Genomic DNA, 19,854 nt, shown 5'->3' with positions numbered 1-19,854 from the left:
TGGCGAGGCTGCCCGGTTCGTCATCGACGGAGGCGAGGACGGCCTCCAGGAGGAGAGCTGCGCAGCGAAGTTCGGGTGCCCATCCTCAGCAGGGCGGAGGAAGTGCGGCTGCTTGAACGCCTTGGTTACCTCCAGTTCCTCGCTGCGCGATGATAGCCGTCGTGATCAGTGAACCCTACGGGCCGGGCGGCCCCCTGCGCCGCGAGGAGACCGTGCCCGCCGGGGAGCCACGGGAGTATCGCAACTCGCCGTGTATGCGATGCCCGTGGCGCTTGGACACCGATCTGGCCGACTTCTCCGACGCAGAGATGGAGATGCTGCGGCGAGCTGACGGTCGTCCCGGGGCGGAAGCAGCCATCACGGCCCCGACCGTGTCGTGTCATCGAGACCAACCCGGTACCGCTCACGCCTGGCGTCTGTGTGCAGGATGGCTGGCCACTGTCGGTGACTTCCACTTCGCCATCCGTATCGCGCTTGTCACCGAGAGCCTTCCGAGGGAGGCGTTGGCCCCTGCTTCCGACTGGCCTGCCCTCTACCCTGATCTGGACGCTCTGTTGCTCGCCCGCCAGAAGCACCTTCGCGCCCGCGCAGTGCCCGGCCGTCAGCCCAAAGGCCCTCCCTTTGACAAGGAGTAGGCGCAGATCAACGCGGATCCGGCTGATCCAGATCGTCTCGCCGTCCAATGCCTCGGCGATGCTGACCACCCGTCCTGCGTCCGCAACTCCCAGACAAGGTCCGGGGGCCGAGTAGCGGGCTGAACAATGTCCATTGCACAGCCTCCCTCCAGGAGTGAAAGAATGCTGTGCATCACCGACTGTCACCAGATGCCGCTGTCACCTGGCTCTTCATCAGCCGACCGTAGCTGGGGAGTTCGATCTGGCCACCAACACGGCACCATCGCAGCCACAAGCCGGGTGACCTCCTCACCGCAGGCGGCGCGTCGCTCCGAACCATCCCGGTACGGCACCATCGCAGCCTTCGCTGGGCTATGGAACCGCTTCGCTCCCACACTCCGCCCGGCCGGAGCCGGTGGGTGCGACGTTCCTGGATCTACCGTGCTCCCACGGCATCAGGTACCGAAAACCCGCCAGCCGCTGCGTCGGATTTCGGCAGACCTCGCCGAGGCGCACGGGATACTGGTCCGGTGCCAGAGACCGGACTCGAACAGGCTCGAACCGCCCTGTACGCCAACGACCCTTCGGCCCTGCTGGGCCTCCTGGAATGCCGTTGGCTGGACGCCAAGGGCGCCCCGTACGAGTTGAAGAACCCCTCGGCGGTGGAGGAGTTGGCCAAGGACGTCGCGTCCTTCGCCAACTCCACCGGAGGCGGCGTGATCGTCCTCGGCATCGGCACCCGTCTGGAGAACGGGCAGGAGATCCTCGACCGGCTGATGCCGTTCGACCGGTCGTCCGTGGACCTGGACCGGATGCGCAAACTCCTACGGGAGCGGATCACTCCCGCGCCGCGCAACGTCTCGATCGAGTGGATCGAGCACGGCGGCCCCGGGCAGGGCATCGCGTTCATCGACGTACCGCCGCAGACCGCGGGGAATCTCCCGTACGTCGTGGCCGCGCCCAACGGCAAGCCCGGACAAGTGAACCCGTTCACCGTCGCCGTGCCGGTGCGCGAGTCCGACGGGACGCACTGGCTGCCGAGGACGGAGGTCCAGCGGCTTCTCGCCCTGGGCCTGGCCGCGAACGGCGCCCCCTCCCGCACCCTCCACGAACTGGTCGACAAACTCACTGCCGGCGACAAGGCCGAGCCCCGGTACCGCGTCGGCCAGGATGCTCCAGGCCACGAGATGACGTTCCGCCGCGCGTACGACGGCCTGGGAGGCAGCGCGGTGCTCGGCGAGCCGACCGGCGCGGTCTACGAGGACGGTCCGGGTCTCGTGCAGCACTTCGCCACCGCCGGGGACGCAGCGGGTCGGGTGCTGTGCGCACTGCCGGGCCGGCCGGTGGTCGCCGTAGCCGAGCCGCTGTGGCAGCACCTCCTCGCGGTCGGCTCCGGTGCGCCAGGCGGCCAGGCGCTCGCGGCCGTCGGCTTCCCCGCCCCGGCTGCCAGCGGCACCCCGACGTCGCTGCTGGAGGACGCAGAGGCGATCGAGCTCGTCGGGGGCGCCTGGGGCCCGGGGCGGCTGACGGTCGCCACCGGCGGGGAGCCGGTCTGGCGGCCGACTCCCACGATCGGCTTCGACCTGCCGAGAGCGGCGCGCAACTGGACCGCGGACGTCCCCGCTCCGACACTCCGCGTCCGGGCGCTGGCCACTCTCCCCTGGGCAGCGGCAAGGGAGCCGGAGGTCACGCCGGAACGCCGGCGCACCCTGCTGCAGGCGCTGCCGTTCTGCCCTCTCGCTGTCGCTGCGAGGACCCTTTCCCTACGGCATGGCATCGACCTGCCAGCAGGGGCGTGGGTACCGGGGCCGCACCGCAACGCCGCAGACGCCGTCAGCTACTCCAGCACCGGCCGCAGCGAAGGCGGTGCTGCGTTCACCGCAGCGGTGATGCTCGCTCTTCCGAACGCCATGGACTCGACGGTCGTCTCCTGTGCCGACATGCGCCTCGAAAGCGCTGCGGCGCAACCTTCCGCCCCCGCCGAGTCCCGTGCCTCCGGGCCCGGCCGAAGGCTGTCGCTGGAGGAGGTCGAGGAGACCCTGCTCGCGGCGTGGCGCACCGCCACCGGGGTCCTGCCGGGCGCTGTCGTCGACACGAGCGCACCTCGGCAGTGGTCCCAGCCGCCGACAGTGCTGTTCCAGATCGCCGCCGGTTCGCCTCACGGCACCGCGGCCCCTCCCCTGGACCTCCTCGTCGATCTCACCCCGTTCGGCGACAGCGACCGCGCGCCGCTGACGGAGATGAGCGTGACCGTCACCGCTGATCCTCAACTGACCGAAGAGGAACGGCGGCTCCTGCTGCGCCGCGCACTGGTCCGGATGGCTCAGGCGTTCGGATACATCGACGCGGCGGAAGACCGGTTCTAGCGAGCAGCCGGCGTCACGCCGCACAGCAGCGGCATCCGCAGCACCGGCACCGCCGCTGTACGGGAGGATGCCCAGCATGACTTCCGCCCTCCCCGTCGTCGACGTGGACGACCCGGTGACCTGGCCCGCCCAGCTGGCCGACCTCGTGACCGGGTTCGCCCAGCGGCACGCCGCCGCCGCACTCCCCCGGGACTGCTTCACCGACACCGACATCGGCGACTACGCCGACCTGGACGCGATGGCCCCGCTGCTGGCCGGGCACTTGGTCCGGGCACGGCACTGCACTCGCCTGCTGGACCACGAGGCGGACAGCATCCGGGAGCACGGACTACTGCTCGCCGACGGCCGGGGCGTCGCCGACCGCCTCGCCCGCGCCGCCGACCTCGGCCACCTCACCACCCCGCAGTACACGGCGTTGAAGGACGCGAATCTCATCACCCGCAAGGGCGGCGGACGGAAGGGCTTCGTGTTCCTGACGCTGTCCGGCGACGCACTCGCCCCCAACCAGACCCTCGGCTGGCGCCTGCGGGCGTTCTGGGGCGGGGAGGCGGTCTACCAGCACTGGGAGGACGACCCGGAGATGACGGCCCTGCTGCGGTCGCTCGGCCGCCCGGCCGTCGTCACCGCCCTCCTGGACCTGGCCGACGGCCAGCCGCACAGCACCGCACCCTCGCTGGCGCACGTGTTCCTGGGCAGAGCGCTCGGCGAAACCGCCGACGCCACCGTCCACTACATGTCCCCGATCCCGTCGGCGCGCATCGAGTCGGTCGCGTTCCCCGGTGATCCCGCCTTCGACCGGCTGGGCCTTCCCGGCGCGTAACCGGACGGAAGGCCACTTGGGCCCGGGTCAAGTGCGCTACTGCCCAGGGGGTCCGGCGCGGGGCGCGGGCTGCGCGAGAGGCGGCCGCACCGGCAGGCCGTCACGCAGAGCCACCTTTCCGGCTCCGGAATCACCTGGCGATCGACGGCCCCAGCCGGGAGGTCTCTTCTTTGACACCAAGCCGCCATCTGATAGGCCGTCAGCCGTGGCCAACTTTCGCCACGCAAGCGGGATTTCTGCCAAAAACATGGCCGGAAATCAATTGTCACGATTTCGCATCGGTCACCGAGGGTGACGTTCGAAATGGACAAATCGGGCCCAGTCAAAGGGGGTCAACCCCCGCCTCCGGGGCCCTGGTCCCAAAATGGTCCCAAACAGCATACGAACCGATTTTCGCGGTCCCTGACGCCCCGTCATGCAAAAGGCCGTTGACCTGGGTGTTAACCCGGCCAACGGCCTTTCCGACTCGCGTCGGGACGACAGGATTTGAACCTGCGACCCCTTGACCCCCAGTCAAGTGCGCTACCAAGCTGCGCCACGTCCCGTGGTCGTCTGCCGCGCTGCCCGGGGGCTTCTTGGCTTTCTGACCTGTTGTCTCCGGTGTGTTCCGGCGACGTGGAAAACAATACAGCACGTCGGGGGGTGCTCGCTGCCAGGTTTCGGGGTGTGGCCGGGTGCGGGTCAGGGGGTGGGGTGGCGGGCGTCGTAGTGGAGGAAGGCGGGGCGGCGGGCGGCGAGGAGGAGGACGGCGGCGAGGCAGGCGAGGCCGCCGGTGAGGATGGAGAGGGTGGGGGTGGTGAGGGTGGCGATGGTGCCGGATTCGAAGTCGCCGAGGCGGGGGCCGCCGGCCACCACGACGATGAAGATGCCCTGGAGGCGGCCGCGCATCTCGTCGGGGGCGGCGACCTGCATCATCGTGTTGCGGAAGATCATCGAGACGGTGTCGGCGCAGCCGGCCGCGGCGAGCAGCAGCAGGCCGAGCGGCAGGTTGTGGACGAGTCCGAATGCGGCGATGGCCAGGCCCCAGGCGGCGACGGAGGCGAGGACGGCGAGGCCGTGGCGGTGGATGCGGCCGATCCAGCCGGAGAAGAGTCCGCCGGCCAGGGCGCCGACGGCGGGGGCGGCGACCAGCAGGCCGACGGTGCCGGGTCCGCCGCCGTAGAAGGCGACGGCGATGGCCGGGAAGAGGGCGCGCGGGAGGCCGAAGATCATCGCGGCGAGGTCGGCGAGGAAGGACGTCCGCAGGTTGGGTTGTTCGCGCAGGAAGCGCAGGCCGTCGAGGACGGTGGCGCGCTTGCCGTTCGTGGCCTGCGGTCGCATCGCGGGCAGTCGCCACATCGCGTAGAGGGTGGCGGTGAAGGCGACGGTGTCGGCCAGGTACGCGGCCTGGGTGCCGTACGCGGCGATGGCGACGCCGCCGAGCATGGGGCCGACGGTCTGGCCGAGGTTCATGCCGATGGTGTTGAGGGCGTTGGCGGCGGTCAGCTGCTCGCGCGGGACGAGCCTGGGGATCATCGAGGACCGGGCGGGCGAGCTGATGGCGAAGAAGCCGGCCTGGAGGGCGACGGCCGCGTAGAGCAGGGCGACGAGGCCGAGGTGCAGCAGGGCCTGGACGGCGAGCAGGGCGGAGACCACGGCGAGTCCGCCGGAGCCGATCAGGCCGAGGCGGCGGCGGTCGACCCGGTCGGCGATGGCGCCGCCGTACAGGCCGAAGACGATCAGGGGGACGAGGGAGCAGAGTCCGACCAGGCCGGTGGCGAAGGTGGATCCGGTGAGGTCGTAGACCTGGACGGCGACGGCGACGGCGGTCATCTGCTGGCCGATGGCGGACACCGACTGGCCGAACCACAGCCGGCGGTAGTCGGGGCTGTGGCGCAGCGGAGTCAGGTCGGCGAACGCGCCCCGGGTGAGGCGGCGCAGCCGGGATGCGGGTGCGGCGGCGGGTATCGGCGGGCGGGACGGCGAGTCGGTGGGCACCCTGCCATGCTCGGCCAGCCGTTCGACGATCACGCCGCCGGGGGTCGTCTCCGGTGCGGCGGGAGGCGAGTCGTCCGACAGGGGGAGAGTCGACCGCCGGGCCCGGACAGCCACGTCATCCCGGTGGAGCCCGCCGCGGCACCACACGCGACCACACGCATCACCGCGGCACCACACGCATCAACGCAGCAACGTCCTCGTCAGCAGCTCGGCAAGCTCGTCGTCGAGCGGTTCGCGGGTCCCGAGGAGGCGGTACCAGAGGGTGCCGAAGGCGAGGTCGACGGCGGTGGCGGTGGTGAGGTGGGGGGCGAGCCGGCCGGCCTCGCGGGCGCGGTCGACGAGGGTGGCGAGGGCTTCGCGGCGGGGGCGCAGCAGGGTTTCGCGGAAGCGTTCGCCGAAGGCGGGGTCGATCTGGGCCTCGGCCATCAGGGCGCGCAGCGCGTCCGCGGTGCGCGGGGTGGCGGCGGCGAACGTGGCGGCCAGGAAGGTCCGCAGGTCGGCGGCGTGGTCGCCGGTCCCGGGGAGGGCGATGTGCTGTCGGGCGTGGGCGGTGATGGCTTCGAGCAGGACGTCGGCCTTCCCGGGCCACCAGCGGTAGACGGTCTGCTTGCCGGTGCCGGCGCGGGCGGCGATGCCCTCGACGGTGAGGCGCGCGTAGCCGACCTCGGCGAGCAGCTCGAACGCGGCGCCGAGGATCGCCTGCCGGCTCTCTTCGCTGCGCCGCCGTCCGGGCCGTACCTGGCTCGCCTGCACGGAAGTTGACAATGCGTCGGACGAAGCGTCGGGCGGTCCGCCGACCGCAGATTCTGTTTGCTCGATCACGGGCAGCACGCTACCGTAATTCGAGACGAGACGCACCGGTTCGAATTGGCGAGCCGGGCGCCTCGGCAGGGCAGTCGGCCGAAGCCGAGCCGACCGCCCTCATCAACTGGCACAGGGGAGATGGCACGGATGAGCAAGCGCACTGCACTGGTGGTCGGCGGCACCTCGGGCATCGGACTGGCCACCGCGCGCCGACTGCACGCGCAGGGTGCGGCGGTGCACGTGGTGGGCCGCAGCAAGGAACGTCTGGAGGACCTCGCGGTGAGCGACCCGGAGCTGGTCGGGCACCGCGCGGACGGCGGCGACCGCGAGCAGATCGCCGAAGTCCTGCGCACTGTCGGCTCGTTGGACTGGCTGGTGGTCGCGCTCAGCGGCGCCGAGGGGGCGGGTCCGTTCGCCGAACTCGACCTGGCCGCGCTGCGCCGTGCGTTCGAGGCCAAGTTCTGGGGGCAGTTGACGACCGTCCAGGCCGCGTTGCCGCACCTCACCGAGGACGGGTCGATCACCCTGGTCACGGCGGTCTCGGCGCGGACGGCCGTGCCGGGCACGGCCGGGCTGGCAGCGGTGAACGGCGCGCTGGAGTCGATGATCCGCCCGCTCGCGGTGGAACTCGCCCCACGCCGGGTCAACGCGGTCTCCCCCGGCCTGGTCGCCACCCCGTGGTGGGACGGCATGCCGCAGGACGCCCGCGAGTCCTACTTCGCCCACGCCGCAGCCCAGTTGCCGGTCCGCCGGATCGCCGGCGCGGATGACGTCGCGGAGGCGGTCGCCCTGGCCGCGACCAACCGCAACCTCACCGGCACCGTCCTGGAGTCGGACGGCGGCCTGCACCTCATCTCGATGAGCTGACCCCCATCGACCCCCCATCGACCACCGCCCGGCCCGCAACTCACGTGCGGGCCAGGCACGTTGTGTGCGGAAGGCCCGCTACCGCGCCGCCACCGCCGTGGTCTGCCCGTACGCCAGCACGTGGCCGCCCATCGTGAACGCGGTGACGGCCGGCGGCGTCCCGGCCGGCAGTGCCAGGCTCGGGGTGTCCAGTGCGTAGACGGTGATCCGGTAGCGGTGCGGGCGGTCGCCGACGAGCGGGCAGGGGCCCAAGTAGCCTGCCAGGCCCGCGTCTTCGGTTCCGGACACCGCGCCGGGCGGCAGCGTCTCGCCCAGTGCGGTGGCGGTGGCGGGCAGGTCCCAGCTCAGCCAGTGCCAGAAGCCGGAGCCGGTCGGGGCGTCCTGGTCGAACATGGTGACGGCGAAGCTGCGGGTACCGGCGGGTGCGCCGCGCCACTCCAGCCGCAGCGGGCGGTTGCCGCCGTCGCAGCCGAAGGAGTTCGCCCAATTGGCCTGCGGGAATGTGCCGTTCACCAGGTCGGGGCTGGTGACGGTGAACCGCCCGGCGTCGGCGGGGATCCCGGAGCGCACCGAGACCCGGCCGAAGTCCCGGACAGTTTCCCGGACTTGGGCGCTGGAGTCAGCGGCGCAGAGCAGCGTCAGGGCGGCGGCGGCGCTCAGCAGCAGAGCGGTGGTGCGGGACAGGCGTGGCACGAGGCGTCTCCCCTGGTCGGTACGGTCTGCCCCAACCCTCGTCCGCGCCCCGGCACTTGGGGAGACACCCCGCATGGTGACATTCGGCGTACCAGGCTCGGCGCTGGACGCCCCGCGCCGCCCGCCCGCATCATCGACGCCATGAACGGCACAGCCCAACACGACTCCCGGCAGGCCGAATTGGCCGCCTTCCTGCGGGCCAAGCGCGCCCGCCTGCAGCCCGAGGACGTCGGCCTCCCGCGCGGGCCGCACCGCCGCACGCCGGGGCTGCGCCGCCAGGAGGTCGCCCAGCTGGCCGCCGTCAGCGTGGAGTGGTACGTCCGCCTGGAGCAGGGGCGGGTCGGCACGCCGGGCACGGCCGTCCTGGACGCGCTCGCCGACGCGCTGCGGCTGACGCCGGACGAGAGTCGGCACCTGCATTTGCTGGCCCGCCGGGAGAGTCGCGGCGACCGTCCGGCAGTCGCCCCGGCCGGCCCGGGCGGCGCCCAGGTCCGTTCCTCGCTCCGCCAACTCCTTGACGGCATACCGCTGTTCCCGGCATACCTGACCGACCACCGGCTCGACGTGCTGGCCCACAACGCGGCGGCGCGGGCCCTGTTCGGGGCCGGGTTCGGCACCGGCCCGGCCGACAACACGGCGCGGTCGCTCTTCCTCGACCCGGCCACGCGTGCCGCCCAGCTCGACTGGCACCGGGTCGCCCGGGAGACCGTCGGCCACCTCCGGGCCGGTCACGGCCGCCACCCGAACGATCCCCGGATGGCCGAGCTGGTCGCCGAACTGCGCTTCCACAGCGCCGAGTTCGATGCCTGGTGGACCGACCACACCGTGCTCGAACGCTCCGCCGGCAGCAAACGCGTCCACCACGCCGAGGCCGGCGAGCTCCGACTGCACTACGACATCCTGTCCACCGGGCCGGCCACCGACCACCTGCTGTTCACCGTCACTCCGGCCGACGCCGCCACCGAACACGCCCTCCGCCGTCTGGTCGCCCACCGCGCAGCCCGGGCCGGCGGCACGGCGCTCCACCCACTCCCGGCCGCCTGACCCGCCGCCCGTTCCCGCCGCCCGAACTCGCCGTCCGAACCGGCCAACCCCACCGCCCGAACCCCGCCACCGGCCCGCGTCCACCGGGGCTGTCCACGGCCTGGCCGTCCGCGGCCGGGCTGTCGGCGGGCCGGCGGATACTGGCGGTATGTCGCCCACCGCGTCCTCGCCGTCCGTCGCCGCCCGGATGAGCCGCCAGTCCTCCCGGGACACCGCCCAGGAACTCGCGGTGCGACGCCTGCTGTACGCCTCGGGCCTGCGCTACCGGGTCAACGCCCGGGTCCCCGGCATGCCGCGCCGCACGGTGGACATCCTGTTCCTCGGGCCGCGCGTCGCGGTGTTCCTGGACGGCTGCTTCTGGCACGGCTGCCCCGAGCACGCCACCAGCCCCAAGGCCAACGCCGAGTGGTGGCGCACCAAGCTCGACCGCAACATCTCCCGCGACCGCGAGACCACCGACCACCTCGCCGCCGAAGGCTGGACCGTCCTCCGCTTCTGGGAACACCAGCCGCCCGAGGAGATCGCCCACACCGTCCAGGACCTGGTCCGGAGCCGCCGCAAGCGCCCGTGACGTCCCGGTGCCGACCGACGGGTCGGGTAACTCCCCTGCCCGGCCGGCGGAATGAGCTTGTCTGTATAAGTTGAGGGCACCCTGGGCAGTCTTGTCCGAACAACTCAAGGCATTCGCTCGGCGTACAGCACTCAGACACGGGCGGGCCGCCGGATCGTGGGGCGGGGACGGTGTGCTGGGGGCAGTGCGTGCTTCGGGCCCTCATACCCTCAGAGGTGGACTTCCCATGGTTGAACCGAGTCGGCGTCGTTTCCTTCAACTCGCCGGTACCGGGCTGGCGTTCTCCGCGTTGGCGCCGAGCATCGCACGGGCCGCCGCGATCGCGCCGCAGGGCGCCACCGGCACGATCCAGGACGTCGAGCACATCGTGGTGCTGATGCAGGAGAACCGGTCGTTCGACCACTACTTCGGCTCGATGAAGGGGGTGCGCGGGTTCGGCGACCCGCGGCCGGTGACGCTGCCCAGCGGGAAGCCGGTCTGGTACCAGACAAACAGCGTGAAGAAGGAGATCCTGCCGTTCCGGCCGCAGGTGAACGATCTCGGGATGCAGTTCGTCCAGGACCTCAACCACGACTGGGCGGGCGGCCACCAGGCCTTCAACGGTGGCAAGTACGACCAGTGGGTGCCCGCCAAGACGGCGACCACCATGGCGTACCTGACCCGGCAGGACATCCCCTTCCACTACGCGCTCGCCGACGCCTTCACGCTCTGCGACGCGTACCACTGCTCGTTCATCGGCTCCACCGACCCCAACCGGTACTACCTGTGGACGGGTTACACCGGCAACGACGCCACCGGCGGCGGGCCCGTGCTCGGCAACCAGGAGGCCGGATACTCCTGGACCACCTACCCGGAGCGGCTGGAGGCCGCCGGTGTCTCCTGGCGGATCTACCAGGACATCGGCGACGGTCTGAACGCGGCCGGCGGCTGGGGCTGGATCAACGACCCGTACCGCGGCAACTACGGCGACAACTCCCTTCTCTACTTCAACAATTACCGCAACGCCAAGCCCGGCGACGCACTCTACGAGAAGGCCCGCACCGGGACGAACGCCAAGGCGGGCGACGGCCTGTTCGACCGGTTGCGGCGCGACGTGCAGGCCGGGACGCTGCCGCAGATCTCCTGGATCGCCGCCCCCGAGGCGTACACCGAGCACCCCAACTGGCCCGCCAACTACGGCGCTTGGTACGTCTCGCAGGTGCTGGACGCGCTCACCTCCAACCCGGACGTGTGGGCCCGCACCGCACTGTTCATCACGTACGACGAGAACGACGGCTTCTTCGACCACGTGGTGCCGCCGTTCCCGCCGTCCTCCGCGAACCAGGGCCTGTCGACCGTCGCCACCGGCGCCGACCTGTTCGCGGGGAACGTGAGTTACGCCGCCGGGCCGTACGGGCTCGGGCAGCGGGTGCCGATGCTGGTGGTCTCGCCGTGGAGCACCGGCGGCTTCACCTGCTCGGAGACCTTCGACCACACCTCGATCATCCGGTTCATGGAGCAGCGCTTCGGCGTCCGCGAACCCCACATATCCCCCTGGCGGCGCGCCATTTGCGGCGACCTGACATCCGCCTTCGACTTCACCGCCTCGAACGCGACCCCCGCGACGCTGCCCTCGACGGCCGGCTACCTGCCGCCCGACCGCAACCGGCACGCCGACTACGTGCCGACCCCGCCCGCCACCGGCGCACTGCCCCGGCAGGAGCCCGGCGCGAAGCCCACCCGTCCGCTCAAGTACGCGCCGTACGTGGATGGTTCGGCGGACGTCTCGACCGGCAAGTACGCGCTGACGTTCAGCGGCGGGCAGGCGGCCGGCGCCCAGTTCCTGGTCACCTCCGCCAACCGCACCGACGGCCCGTGGACGTACACCGCCGAGGCCGGCACCAGCATCTCGGACGCCTGGAACACCACCTACTCCCAGGGCGTCACCGACCTCACCGTGTTCGGCCCGAACGGCTTCCTGCGCCGCTTCCGCAATCCCGGCAAGACCGCGGGCCCCGAGGTCACCGCCCGCCACAGCGCCGCCACCGGCAACCTCGACCTGACCTTCACCAACCCGGCCGGCGCCGACGCCGTCCTCACCGTCGCCAACGCCTACGCGGGCGCCCCGCAGACCGTCACCGTCCGCCGCGGCGCCACCGCCACCCTCTCCGCCGACCTCTCCACCTGCCGCCGCTGGTACGACCTCACCATCACCTCCAACCTCACCCCCGATTTCGTCCGCCGCCTCGCCGGCCACATCGAAACCGGCACCCCGTCGCTCTCCGACCCCGGCCTGCTGACCACCTGAAAAAGTGCCCACGTGGCCGGCCCCGACCGGGAGTTGCGGTCGGGGCCGGACGTTGTGGCGGTTACTGGCCGCGGGGGGCCGGGGCGTAGCCGGCCGGGCGGGTGGTGAAGGTGCCGCGGCCCTGGGTGCGGCTGCGCAACGCGCCTGCGTAGCCGAAGAGTTCGGCCAGCGGGACGGTGGCGGTCAGGACGGCGCCGAGGGCGCCGTGCGGGTCGGAGCCGTGGACGCGGCCGCGGCGGGCGGACAGGTCGCCGAGGACGCCGCCGACGCTGTCCGGCGGGACGGTCGCGGTGACGTCCACCACGGGTTCCAGCAGCACCGGTCCGCCGCGCCGCAGCGCCTCGCGCAGGGCGAGCCGTCCGGCGGTGCGGAACGCCAGGTCGGAGGAGTCCTTGACGTGGGTCGCCCCGTCGGTGAGGGTGACCCGGACCCCGGTGACCGGGTGGCCGAGCGGGCCGTCCGCGAGGGCGTCGCGGCAGCCCGCCGCGACGGCCTGCACGAACTCCTGCGGGACCCGCCCGCCGGTGACGGTGGAGCGGAACTCGAAGCCGTCCGTGCCGGGTTCGCCGAGCGGTTCGACGTCGACCACGATGTGCGCGAACTGCCCTGCGCCGCCGTCCTGTTTGACGTGCCGCAGGACGAGCCCGGCGACCGTGCCGGACAGCGTCTCTCGGTAGGCGACCCACGGCCGGCCGACGGTGACCTCCAGCCCGGAGCGACGGAGCGACTCCACCGCCACCTCCAGGTGCAGTTCACCGAGGCCGGACAGCACCCGCTGCCCGCTCTCCGGGTCGGTCCCGACCACCAGCGACGGGTCCTCCTCGGCGAGCCGGAACAGCGCCGCCGCCAACCGGTCGGCGTCCACCGAACGGCGCGCCTCGACCGCGACGGTCACCACCGGGTCGGCGGCGACGGCCGGTTCGAGCACCAGGGGTGCGCCGGGCGCACACAGCGTGCTGCCGGCCCGCGCGGCCTTGGGCCCGACGACGGCGACGATGTCGCCGGCCACCGCCGTGTCCGTCTCGGTGTGCCGGTCGGCCTGCACCCGCAGGATGCGGCCGATCCGCTCGGTGCGCCCGGTGCGCGCGTCGAGCACGGTGTCCCCCTTCCGTAGCGTGCCGGAGTAGATCCGCAGACTGCTGAGCCGCCCGGTGGTGCTCGCGTTCACCTTGAACACCAGTGCTGCCAGCGGCTGTTCGGCGTCGGCCGGGCGTTCCTGGACGGCGCCCTGCCAGTCACCCCGGACCGGCGGAACGTCCAGCGGCGACGGCAGGTACGCCGCGACCGCGTCCAGCAGCGGTTCGATGCCGCGGTTGCGGTACGCGGAACCGCACAGCACCACCACCGCCTGTCCCTCGGCGGTGAGTTGGCGCAGCGCACCCGCCAGGGTGTCCGCGCCGAGGGTGCCGGTGGCGCAGAACTCCTCCAGCGCCGCCGGGTGCAGTTCGGCCACCGCCTCCGCCAGCGCCTGCCGACGACGCTCCGCCTCGGATGCCAACTCCTCCGGCACGTCGACGACTTGGACGCCTTCGACACCGCCGGGACCGTCCGGCCAGGTGAGCGCGCGCAGCCGGAGCAGGTCGATCACGCCGGCGAAGTCACCCTCCCGGCCGATCGGCAACTGCACCGCCAGCGGCACCGGGTGGAGCCGCTCCCGGATCGAGGCGACCGCCCTGTCCAGGTCCGCGCCGGGCCGGTCCATCTTGTTGACGAACGCGATCCGCGGCACGCCGTGCCGGTCCGCCTGCCGCCACACCGACTCGCTCTGCGGCTCGACGCCCGCGACGGCGTCGAACACCGCCACCGCGCCGTCCAGCACGCGCAGCGAACGCTCCACCTCGTCGGCGAAGTCCACGTGCCCCGGCGTGTCGATCAGGTTCAGCCGGTGGCCGTCCCAGTCACAACTGACCGCGGCGGCAGAGATGGTGATGCCGCGATCGCGTTCCTGCGGGTCGAAGTCGGTGACGGTGGTGCCCTCGTGCACCTCGCCGCGCCGGTGGATCGCCCCGGTCAGGAACAGGATGCGCTCGGTAACGGTGGTCTTTCCGGCGTCCACGTGCGCGAGGATGCCGAGGTTGCGGACGGCGGCAGCGGCGGGGACGGAGACGGTGGTGCCGGTGGTGGGGAGGGCGAGGTCGGTGCGCATGGCCCGGTGCCTTTCGGGGTTCGGTCCTGGAATGGGCAGCGCGATTCACGGCGGCAGCACGAGCGGCACCACACCACCCGGACACACCCCTCGACAGCGACGCGACACGGCACGACACGACGCGATGCGATGCGATGCGATGTGAAGTGCCCGAGCGACGCCGACAACGGGCTTTCGCAGCAGGGTGGTTGAGGGGAGAGGGCTCGCAGGCCTTACCGGCGCCGGCCGCGCAGCGGGCGCCGGTCTGCCGAGGACACCAGGATCACCTCGAACCGCGACGAGGGAAGGACGACAGCGGCGCTACGCACGACTGGCCCCTCCTCTCCACATCACGGTGCACCCGGCCGGCCGTCCGGCCCGGGCCTCTTTCGGCTCGCCGAGTCTAGGAGTGCCCGGCCTCCGCCGTCATCCAGATTTTCGACCGCAGTACCAACAAGCCACACACGTAGCCGACTTGAGGTCTCGTCAGTCCCAGACGATCGACCGGATCGCCATTCCGGCGGGCACCGGCGGCACGTCCGAGTAGTCGTCGATCAGACCGATCACCACGCCACTGGACTCCCACCCGACCGTCCAGGACTCGCAGTTCGCGGCGTCCGCGCTGGTGCAGACGGCGACGGCCTCGGCCAGTACCTCTTCCAAGTCCAATGTCTCCGGGTGGAGTTGGACCCGCACCCAGGCGACGTCAGGCCGGTCGGCGATCCGGGCCAGGTCGGCGGCGAGGTCGGCCAGTGGCGGTCGGCCGTAGCCCCACTGGTTCGGGGCCAGCGAGTCCTCGACGGTGTTGTCCGCGAAGAACTCGGCCAGGGTCAGCAGCGGCAGCACGCCCTCCGGGCGGGCCCGCCCGATGACGTCCTCGACAGCGATCATGCCGCCGATCCTGCCGGAACCCACCGACACGCACGGCCGCGGCCGGCCCCGGCCACCTCCGCCGGAACCGCCGCACCGCATCCCCCATCCCCCGCCTCGGACGGCCTCGGCCAATCTCGGACGGCCTCAGACCAGCAGCCCGTTCCGCTTCACGTACCAGGTGTGGAGACCGATCATCGCGCCCAGCACGACTAGCCACTGCAGCGCGTTCACCAGCGGCACCGCGCCGATCGGCAGGGTCATCGCGAACGCCACCCGGATCAGGGCGTCCAGGGTGAAGCCCGTGCCCCAGAGCAGCGTCAGCAGGCGGATGTGGTGCCGAAAGGTCGGATCGGAGTCCCACTGGCCGGTCCAGGCGTCCGCGCCCACCGGACCGATCTTGGCGGCGACCACCGTCCGGGCCGCGCCGAGCGCCCACGGGCGGCGGGTCAGCAGGCTGCCCAGGATCCACAGGCCGATCACCCCGAACACCCAACTGTCGCGCACCAGCAGCACCCTGGGGCTGCCCGTCACCGCCGACAGCAGTGCACCCACACCGATCAGCAGCAGGGTGAACACCGGCATCGCGTCCAGCCGGCGGTTGCGCACCAGTCCGTACAGCAGCCACGGCAGGGCGGCCAGGGTGCTCAGCGTGATCGCCAGCCACTGGCCGGCGCCGAACCCGAGCAGCGTGTAGTAGGCGCCCAGCGGGATCGCCAGCTCGAACACCAGCGACTTGCCCGCCCGCCGCAGGCCACGCGCAGACCGCTGCTTCGGCGTCGAGTCGTCCCCGGCCAGCGCCGCCCAGTCGATCTGCCCGTCCGCCGTCCGCGGCGGCTCGGCGCCGCCACCCGAGGCCGCACCGCTCGAAGCACCACCCGAAACACCACCCGAGGCCGCGCCACCGGAAGCCGCCGCACCGGAAGCCGCCGCGCCCGAGGCGGTGCCGCCCGCCACCCCAACGCCCGTCTCTGCCAAGCCCGCCCCCGCCACAGCCGCCCCCATCGCCGCCCCCGTCGCCGTCACGTCCATCCCCCTCATCCCCGTCCCCCTCGTGTCCGCGGCCCCGGTGTCCGGTGCCGCCCCGTCCGGCCCTGTCGGTGCGGGCCGTCGTTCGTTCATGCGTACTCCCCCGGCAGCCGGTGCACTTCCATGCAGATCTCGGCCGGGCGCACCGCCCGGTCGAACAGGTCGGCCAACTCCCGTGCGCTGGTGGCCGCATCCATCGCCGGCTCGCGCAGCACGCGGACCAGGACCGCGTCAATCGCCCCCCGGATCGCCGTCACCAGCACCTTGGCGTCGAACGGGCCGTACGCGCCGTCCGCCTGCGCCGCGCGGACCACGTACTCCTGAAGGTCCATCACCGCCCGGCGGCCCGTCGCGAACTCGCTGCCCGTGTCGTCGCCCTGGCCGTTCAGAATCTCCACCAGCGCGGCCAACTCCCGCGGGTGCGCGGCCGCCAGCTCGACGTTGGACTCGATGTACGCCCGCAGGCGCGCCCGCGGGCCGACCGCCGACTCGATCCGCGGGCGCATGTACGCCTCGGAGACCCGCAGCACCTCCGCGATCACCTCACGCAGCAGGTCGTCCTTGCCCTTGAAGTGGTACGAGATCATCCCGGTGCTGCTCAGACCCGCGTGCTTCGCGATCCGCGCGAACGAGGCCTTGGTGTACCCCGCATCGGCGATCACTTCGATGGCTGCCTCGACGATCTGCCGACGCCGCGCCGATTCGGTGAACGTCCGCCCCACGGAGCACCCCTCTCTGCTCGTCCGAGCCAACTATTGCTCGACCGAGCAAGAAGGTAGCGCCCTTTGCTCGCGCGAGCAAGAACCTGCGCGGGTAAGCAGGACAGCGCCGCAGCGCCACAGCGCCACAGCGCGAAGAGGCGGCACACAGGGGGTGGCGCAGAGAAACGGCCCGAAGGCCACCCCCGCATCTCGGGAGGCAGCCTTCGGGCCGGGCCGGGTGTCGATCGTATGGAGCAGCGGGTCAGGGTCAGGACTTGGCGGTGCCGTAGGAGGCGAAGGCGTTCCACGCGGACCAGGCGCCACCCGCGCTGGTCTCGACCTCGTTCATCACGGAGCCGTCGTTCATCACGGTGAAGACCTCCAGCCGGCCGTCGGCGTGCCGGGCCGTCGCGGCGGCGGTGACGGTGCCGGCCGGGCCGAAGCCGTTCCACGACGACCAGGCGCCGTTCGCCGCGGTCTCCACCCGGTTGGTCATGCCGCCGCCCGACGCCACGGCGAACACCTCGATCCGGCCGTCGGCGTGCACACCGGTGGCGATCGCACCGGGGGAACCGTCGCCCTTGGCGGTGCCGTAGGACGCGAAGGCGTTCCACGCGGACCAGGCGCCGCCGGGGCTGGTCTCGACCTCGTTCATCACGGAGCCGTCGTTCATCACGGTGAAGACCTCCAGCCGGCCGTCGGCGTGCCGGGCCGTCGCGGCGTTGGTCACGGTGCCGGACGGACCGAAGCCGTTCCACGACGACCAGGCGCCGTTCGCCGCGGTCTCCACCCGGTTGGTCATGCCGCCGCTCGGGGTGACCGCGAACACCTCGATCCGGCCGTCGGCGTGCACACCGGTCGTGACGCTCTTGGCCGTTCCGGCCGGGGCGAAGCCGTACCAGCCGGACCAGGCACCGCCGGGGCTGGTCTCCACCTCGTTCATCACGGAGCCGTCGCTCATGCCGGCGAAGACCTCCAGCCGACCGTCGGCGTGACGCGCCGTCGCGACGGACGTCACGGTGCCGGTCGGACCGAAACCGTTCCAGGACGACCAGGCCCCGTTCGCGCTGGTCTCGGTGCGGTTGGTGATGCCGCCGCTCGGGGTCACGGCGAACACCTCGACCCGGCCGTCGGCGTGCACGCCGGTCGCGACGCGGCCGCCACTGCCGTTGTTGGCCGCCACGGCCGCCGGGTCGTCGACGATCTTGTTGTAACGCAGCGCCTTGTAGTCGCCGTTGGGGTGGGAGTCGAAGGTGGCGGCGTTGATGGACTGGCCGGTGATGTGCTTCACCGGGGTAGAGCCGAAGGAGTAGTAGGAGAAGGTGGTGTGCGCGGAGTCGTCCCACTTCTCGAACAGGATGACGTGGTCGTAGAAGCTGTTGAGGATGTCGCCGGGCTTCAGGTCGGACCGGGAGATCTCGGTGGCCACGCCCGGCAGGGTCTGGGTGCTCAGGCTGGAGCCGAGGTGCCAGGCCATCGAGACGTAGCCCGAGCAGTCGGTGCGGTAGCTGCGGCCGGAGGAGTCGGCGTACGCGCCGCCCTGGTCGTAGGGGATCGACTTGCCCAGCCAGTACTGGGCCCGCTGGATCACCTCGCTGCGGGTGATCTGCCCGTCCACGGACGACGCGGCCTGCGCGGTGGACGCGGTGACCAGGGTGACGGCGGTCGCGGCGACCGAACCGGAGACCGCGATGGCGGCGGCAAGCGCGAAGCGGGCGAACTTCGAGGCGTTCGAGGTCTTCGGGGCGTTCGAGGGCATGGCGAATCTCCAAGCGGCGTAGGCGAGTTGAGAAGGGCACAGCTGGACGGCGTGCCCGGCGTGCGGGATCCGGCAGGCCTCGACAGAGGACGGCTGTCCTGCAGGAACAGCGGTCGGCGCGAGGCGGCCGGCAGGTGGCGGGTGCGGCTCAGCGGCGGCGGGGGACGGCCCGGGCAGCCCGGGCGGCCGGTGGGGCCGTCGAGCTCCCGGTGGCGGCCGAGCAGGTGTCGATCACGTTCGGCCTCCCCCAATTCCGTTCACTGTCAGGTCTGTTGGTCCGATCGGCGGGTCCAGCGCGGGGTCGCCTCCCGGGTCCGCCACCCGGCCGGTGCTCCCTGGCGGCGAGCACTACTCTCGTCGCTCGAACGCCCGCCCGGAAGGCTCTTCGACCGTCGCCAACCGGACAGTCCGACATCGGACATCAAGCCATGCCCATGACAACTCAGATGGGCAACGCGCCCAGACGCACGTCGACCCCGGCGGGTGGGCCGGGGTCGAACTGCCATGGTGCGAAAGATGATTCAGACGGTGACGGCCTGCCGTTCACCGGCCTCGACGGCGACGGTGAGTCGGTTGCCCGGCGGCGGGAACGGGCAGATGAAGTGGTCGGAGAAGGCGCACGGCGGCAGGAACGCCCGGTTGAAGTCGAGCACGGTGTTCCCGTCGGCGTCCGGCGCGGGCAGCGTGATGAACCGGAAGCGGTAGGTCTCCCGGCCGCTGGTCTCGTCCGCGATGACGCCGCTCAGCGGGCCGCCGTCGCCGGAACCGCTGACAGTCAGCGTGTGCGGGCGGCCGGCCAGGGTGAACGCGACCTGGCCGGTGACGGTCAGCGGGCGGGCCCGGCCGTCGGCGTTCTCCACCATCAGGTTCTGCGCGCCGGCCTCGAACGGGGTGAACACGGCGGGCACCGCCCAGTCGGGCGCGTACGGGAAGACCGAGATCCCGGCGTACGAGGCCCGGCGCGGCGCGTCGGGGTCGAAGACGCGCAGGGCGAGTTCGCCCTCGCGCTCGATCGGGACCAGGCGCAGCGCGTCGAGCACGGCGATCTGCGCGCCCGGGTCGGTGTCGGGGCGCAGCGCGACCCGGCCGGTCGCCTCCTGCTGCTCGCCTTCGAGCCGGACGCCGTCCCCGGTGGCGAGTTCGGCGCACACGACGCCGCCCTCGGACCACCAAGTCCCGGGCAGGCCGGGCAACTTGGACGGCTCGGGCTCCAACCAGTGGGTGCCGGTCAGCGCCAGCGGGCCGTGCGCGGCGCTCACCGCGGCGCTCCGGGACTCCGTCCAGTGCTGCCACGCCTCGGCTGCGGTGTCGGTCATCGGACTGCCTC

The 19,854-nt window shown here is 72.1% G+C and carries 16 protein-coding genes and 1 tRNA gene; 7 read left to right on the top strand and 10 right to left on the bottom strand.

What is annotated here, in order from left to right; all coding sequences use genetic code 11:
• The first annotated feature begins 149 nt into the window (after positions 1–149).
• From ACFV4P_RS31010 to ACFV4P_RS31000, 3 genes are all read left to right on the top strand, one after another.
• Positions 150–635 (top strand): DUF6283 family protein, encoded by a 486-nt coding sequence (locus tag ACFV4P_RS31010; RefSeq protein ID WP_380476798.1) that lies wholly within the window; start codon positions 150–152, stop codon positions 633–635.
• 509 nt (positions 636–1,144) lie between these two features.
• A complete protein-coding gene (locus ACFV4P_RS31005) occupies positions 1,145–2,980 on the top strand; it encodes an RNA-binding domain-containing protein (RefSeq protein WP_380476796.1) in 1,836 nt (611 codons plus the stop codon).
• A gap of 76 nt (positions 2,981–3,056) precedes the next feature.
• A complete protein-coding gene (locus ACFV4P_RS31000; RefSeq protein ID WP_380476794.1) occupies positions 3,057–3,800 on the top strand; it encodes a hypothetical protein in 744 nt (247 codons plus the stop codon).
• A 471-nt stretch (positions 3,801–4,271) separates the two neighbouring features.
• Here the strand turns inward: ACFV4P_RS31000 and ACFV4P_RS30995 are convergent.
• From ACFV4P_RS30995 to ACFV4P_RS30985, 3 genes are all read right to left on the bottom strand, one after another.
• Positions 4,272–4,345: transfer RNA gene (locus ACFV4P_RS30995), tRNA-Pro, on the bottom strand.
• 136 nt (positions 4,346–4,481) lie between these two features.
• A complete protein-coding gene (locus ACFV4P_RS30990) occupies positions 4,482–5,747 on the bottom strand; it encodes an MFS transporter (RefSeq protein WP_380476866.1) in 1,266 nt (421 codons plus the stop codon).
• Positions 5,748–5,957: 210 nt separating this feature from the next.
• Positions 5,958–6,530 (bottom strand): TetR/AcrR family transcriptional regulator, encoded by a 573-nt coding sequence (locus ACFV4P_RS30985; protein ID WP_380476792.1) that lies wholly within the window; start codon positions 6,528–6,530, stop codon positions 5,958–5,960.
• Positions 6,531–6,728: 198 nt separating this feature from the next.
• Here ACFV4P_RS30985 and ACFV4P_RS30980 point away from each other — a divergent pair, with 198 nt between their 5' ends.
• Positions 6,729–7,448 carry an SDR family oxidoreductase gene (locus ACFV4P_RS30980; protein WP_380476790.1) on the top strand — a complete coding sequence of 240 codons (720 nt, stop codon included), beginning with the start codon at positions 6,729–6,731 and terminating at the stop codon, positions 7,446–7,448.
• Between the two features lie 78 nt (positions 7,449–7,526).
• Here the strand turns inward: ACFV4P_RS30980 and ACFV4P_RS30975 are convergent, their stop codons facing one another.
• The gene (locus tag ACFV4P_RS30975; RefSeq protein WP_380476788.1) at positions 7,527–8,141 is read right to left on the bottom strand and encodes a YbhB/YbcL family Raf kinase inhibitor-like protein; all 615 of its coding nucleotides are present in this window, start codon (positions 8,139–8,141) and stop codon (positions 7,527–7,529) included.
• A 141-nt stretch (positions 8,142–8,282) separates the two neighbouring features.
• On the opposite strand from ACFV4P_RS30975, the gene ACFV4P_RS30970 reads away from it, so the two are divergent.
• The 3 genes from ACFV4P_RS30970 (at position 8,283) to ACFV4P_RS30960 (ending at position 12,043) form a co-directional block, all read left to right on the top strand.
• Positions 8,283–9,185 carry a helix-turn-helix domain-containing protein gene (locus ACFV4P_RS30970; protein WP_380476786.1) on the top strand — a complete coding sequence of 301 codons (903 nt, stop codon included), beginning with the start codon at positions 8,283–8,285 and terminating at the stop codon, positions 9,183–9,185.
• 148 nt (positions 9,186–9,333) lie between these two features.
• Positions 9,334–9,756, top strand: a complete 423-nt coding sequence (locus ACFV4P_RS30965; protein WP_241844702.1) for a very short patch repair endonuclease — start codon at positions 9,334–9,336, stop codon at positions 9,754–9,756.
• 226 nt (positions 9,757–9,982) lie between these two features.
• On the top strand, positions 9,983–12,043 hold the full coding sequence (locus tag ACFV4P_RS30960) for a phosphocholine-specific phospholipase C (RefSeq protein ID WP_380476784.1): 2,061 nt from the start codon (positions 9,983–9,985) through the stop codon (positions 12,041–12,043).
• Positions 12,044–12,104: 61 nt separating this feature from the next.
• Here the strand turns inward: ACFV4P_RS30960 and fusA are convergent, their stop codons facing one another.
• The 6 genes from fusA to ACFV4P_RS30930 form a co-directional block, all read right to left on the bottom strand.
• A complete protein-coding gene (fusA, locus tag ACFV4P_RS30955; protein WP_380476782.1) occupies positions 12,105–14,189 on the bottom strand; it encodes an elongation factor G in 2,085 nt (694 codons plus the stop codon).
• 465 nt (positions 14,190–14,654) lie between these two features.
• Positions 14,655–15,059 (bottom strand): hypothetical protein, encoded by a 405-nt coding sequence (locus ACFV4P_RS30950; RefSeq protein ID WP_380476780.1) that lies wholly within the window; start codon positions 15,057–15,059, stop codon positions 14,655–14,657.
• 126 nt (positions 15,060–15,185) lie between these two features.
• Complete coding sequence (locus ACFV4P_RS30945) at positions 15,186–16,016, bottom strand: VC0807 family protein (protein WP_380476778.1); 831 nt, start codon at positions 16,014–16,016, stop codon at positions 15,186–15,188.
• A 140-nt stretch (positions 16,017–16,156) separates the two neighbouring features.
• Positions 16,157–16,789 (bottom strand): TetR family transcriptional regulator, encoded by a 633-nt coding sequence (locus ACFV4P_RS30940; protein WP_380476776.1) that lies wholly within the window; start codon positions 16,787–16,789, stop codon positions 16,157–16,159.
• A gap of 247 nt (positions 16,790–17,036) precedes the next feature.
• Complete coding sequence (locus tag ACFV4P_RS30935) at positions 17,037–18,527, bottom strand: hypothetical protein (protein WP_380476774.1); 1,491 nt, start codon at positions 18,525–18,527, stop codon at positions 17,037–17,039.
• A 521-nt stretch (positions 18,528–19,048) separates the two neighbouring features.
• Positions 19,049–19,843 carry a DUF1684 domain-containing protein gene (locus ACFV4P_RS30930; protein WP_380476772.1) on the bottom strand — a complete coding sequence of 265 codons (795 nt, stop codon included), beginning with the start codon at positions 19,841–19,843 and terminating at the stop codon, positions 19,049–19,051.
• Positions 19,844–19,854: the final 11 nt, after the last annotated feature.

The organism is Kitasatospora sp. NPDC059795 (assembly GCF_042732175.1).
GTDB lineage: Bacteria > Actinomycetota > Actinomycetes > Streptomycetales > Streptomycetaceae > Kitasatospora.
This window is presented reverse-complemented; position numbering and strand designations above follow the sequence as displayed.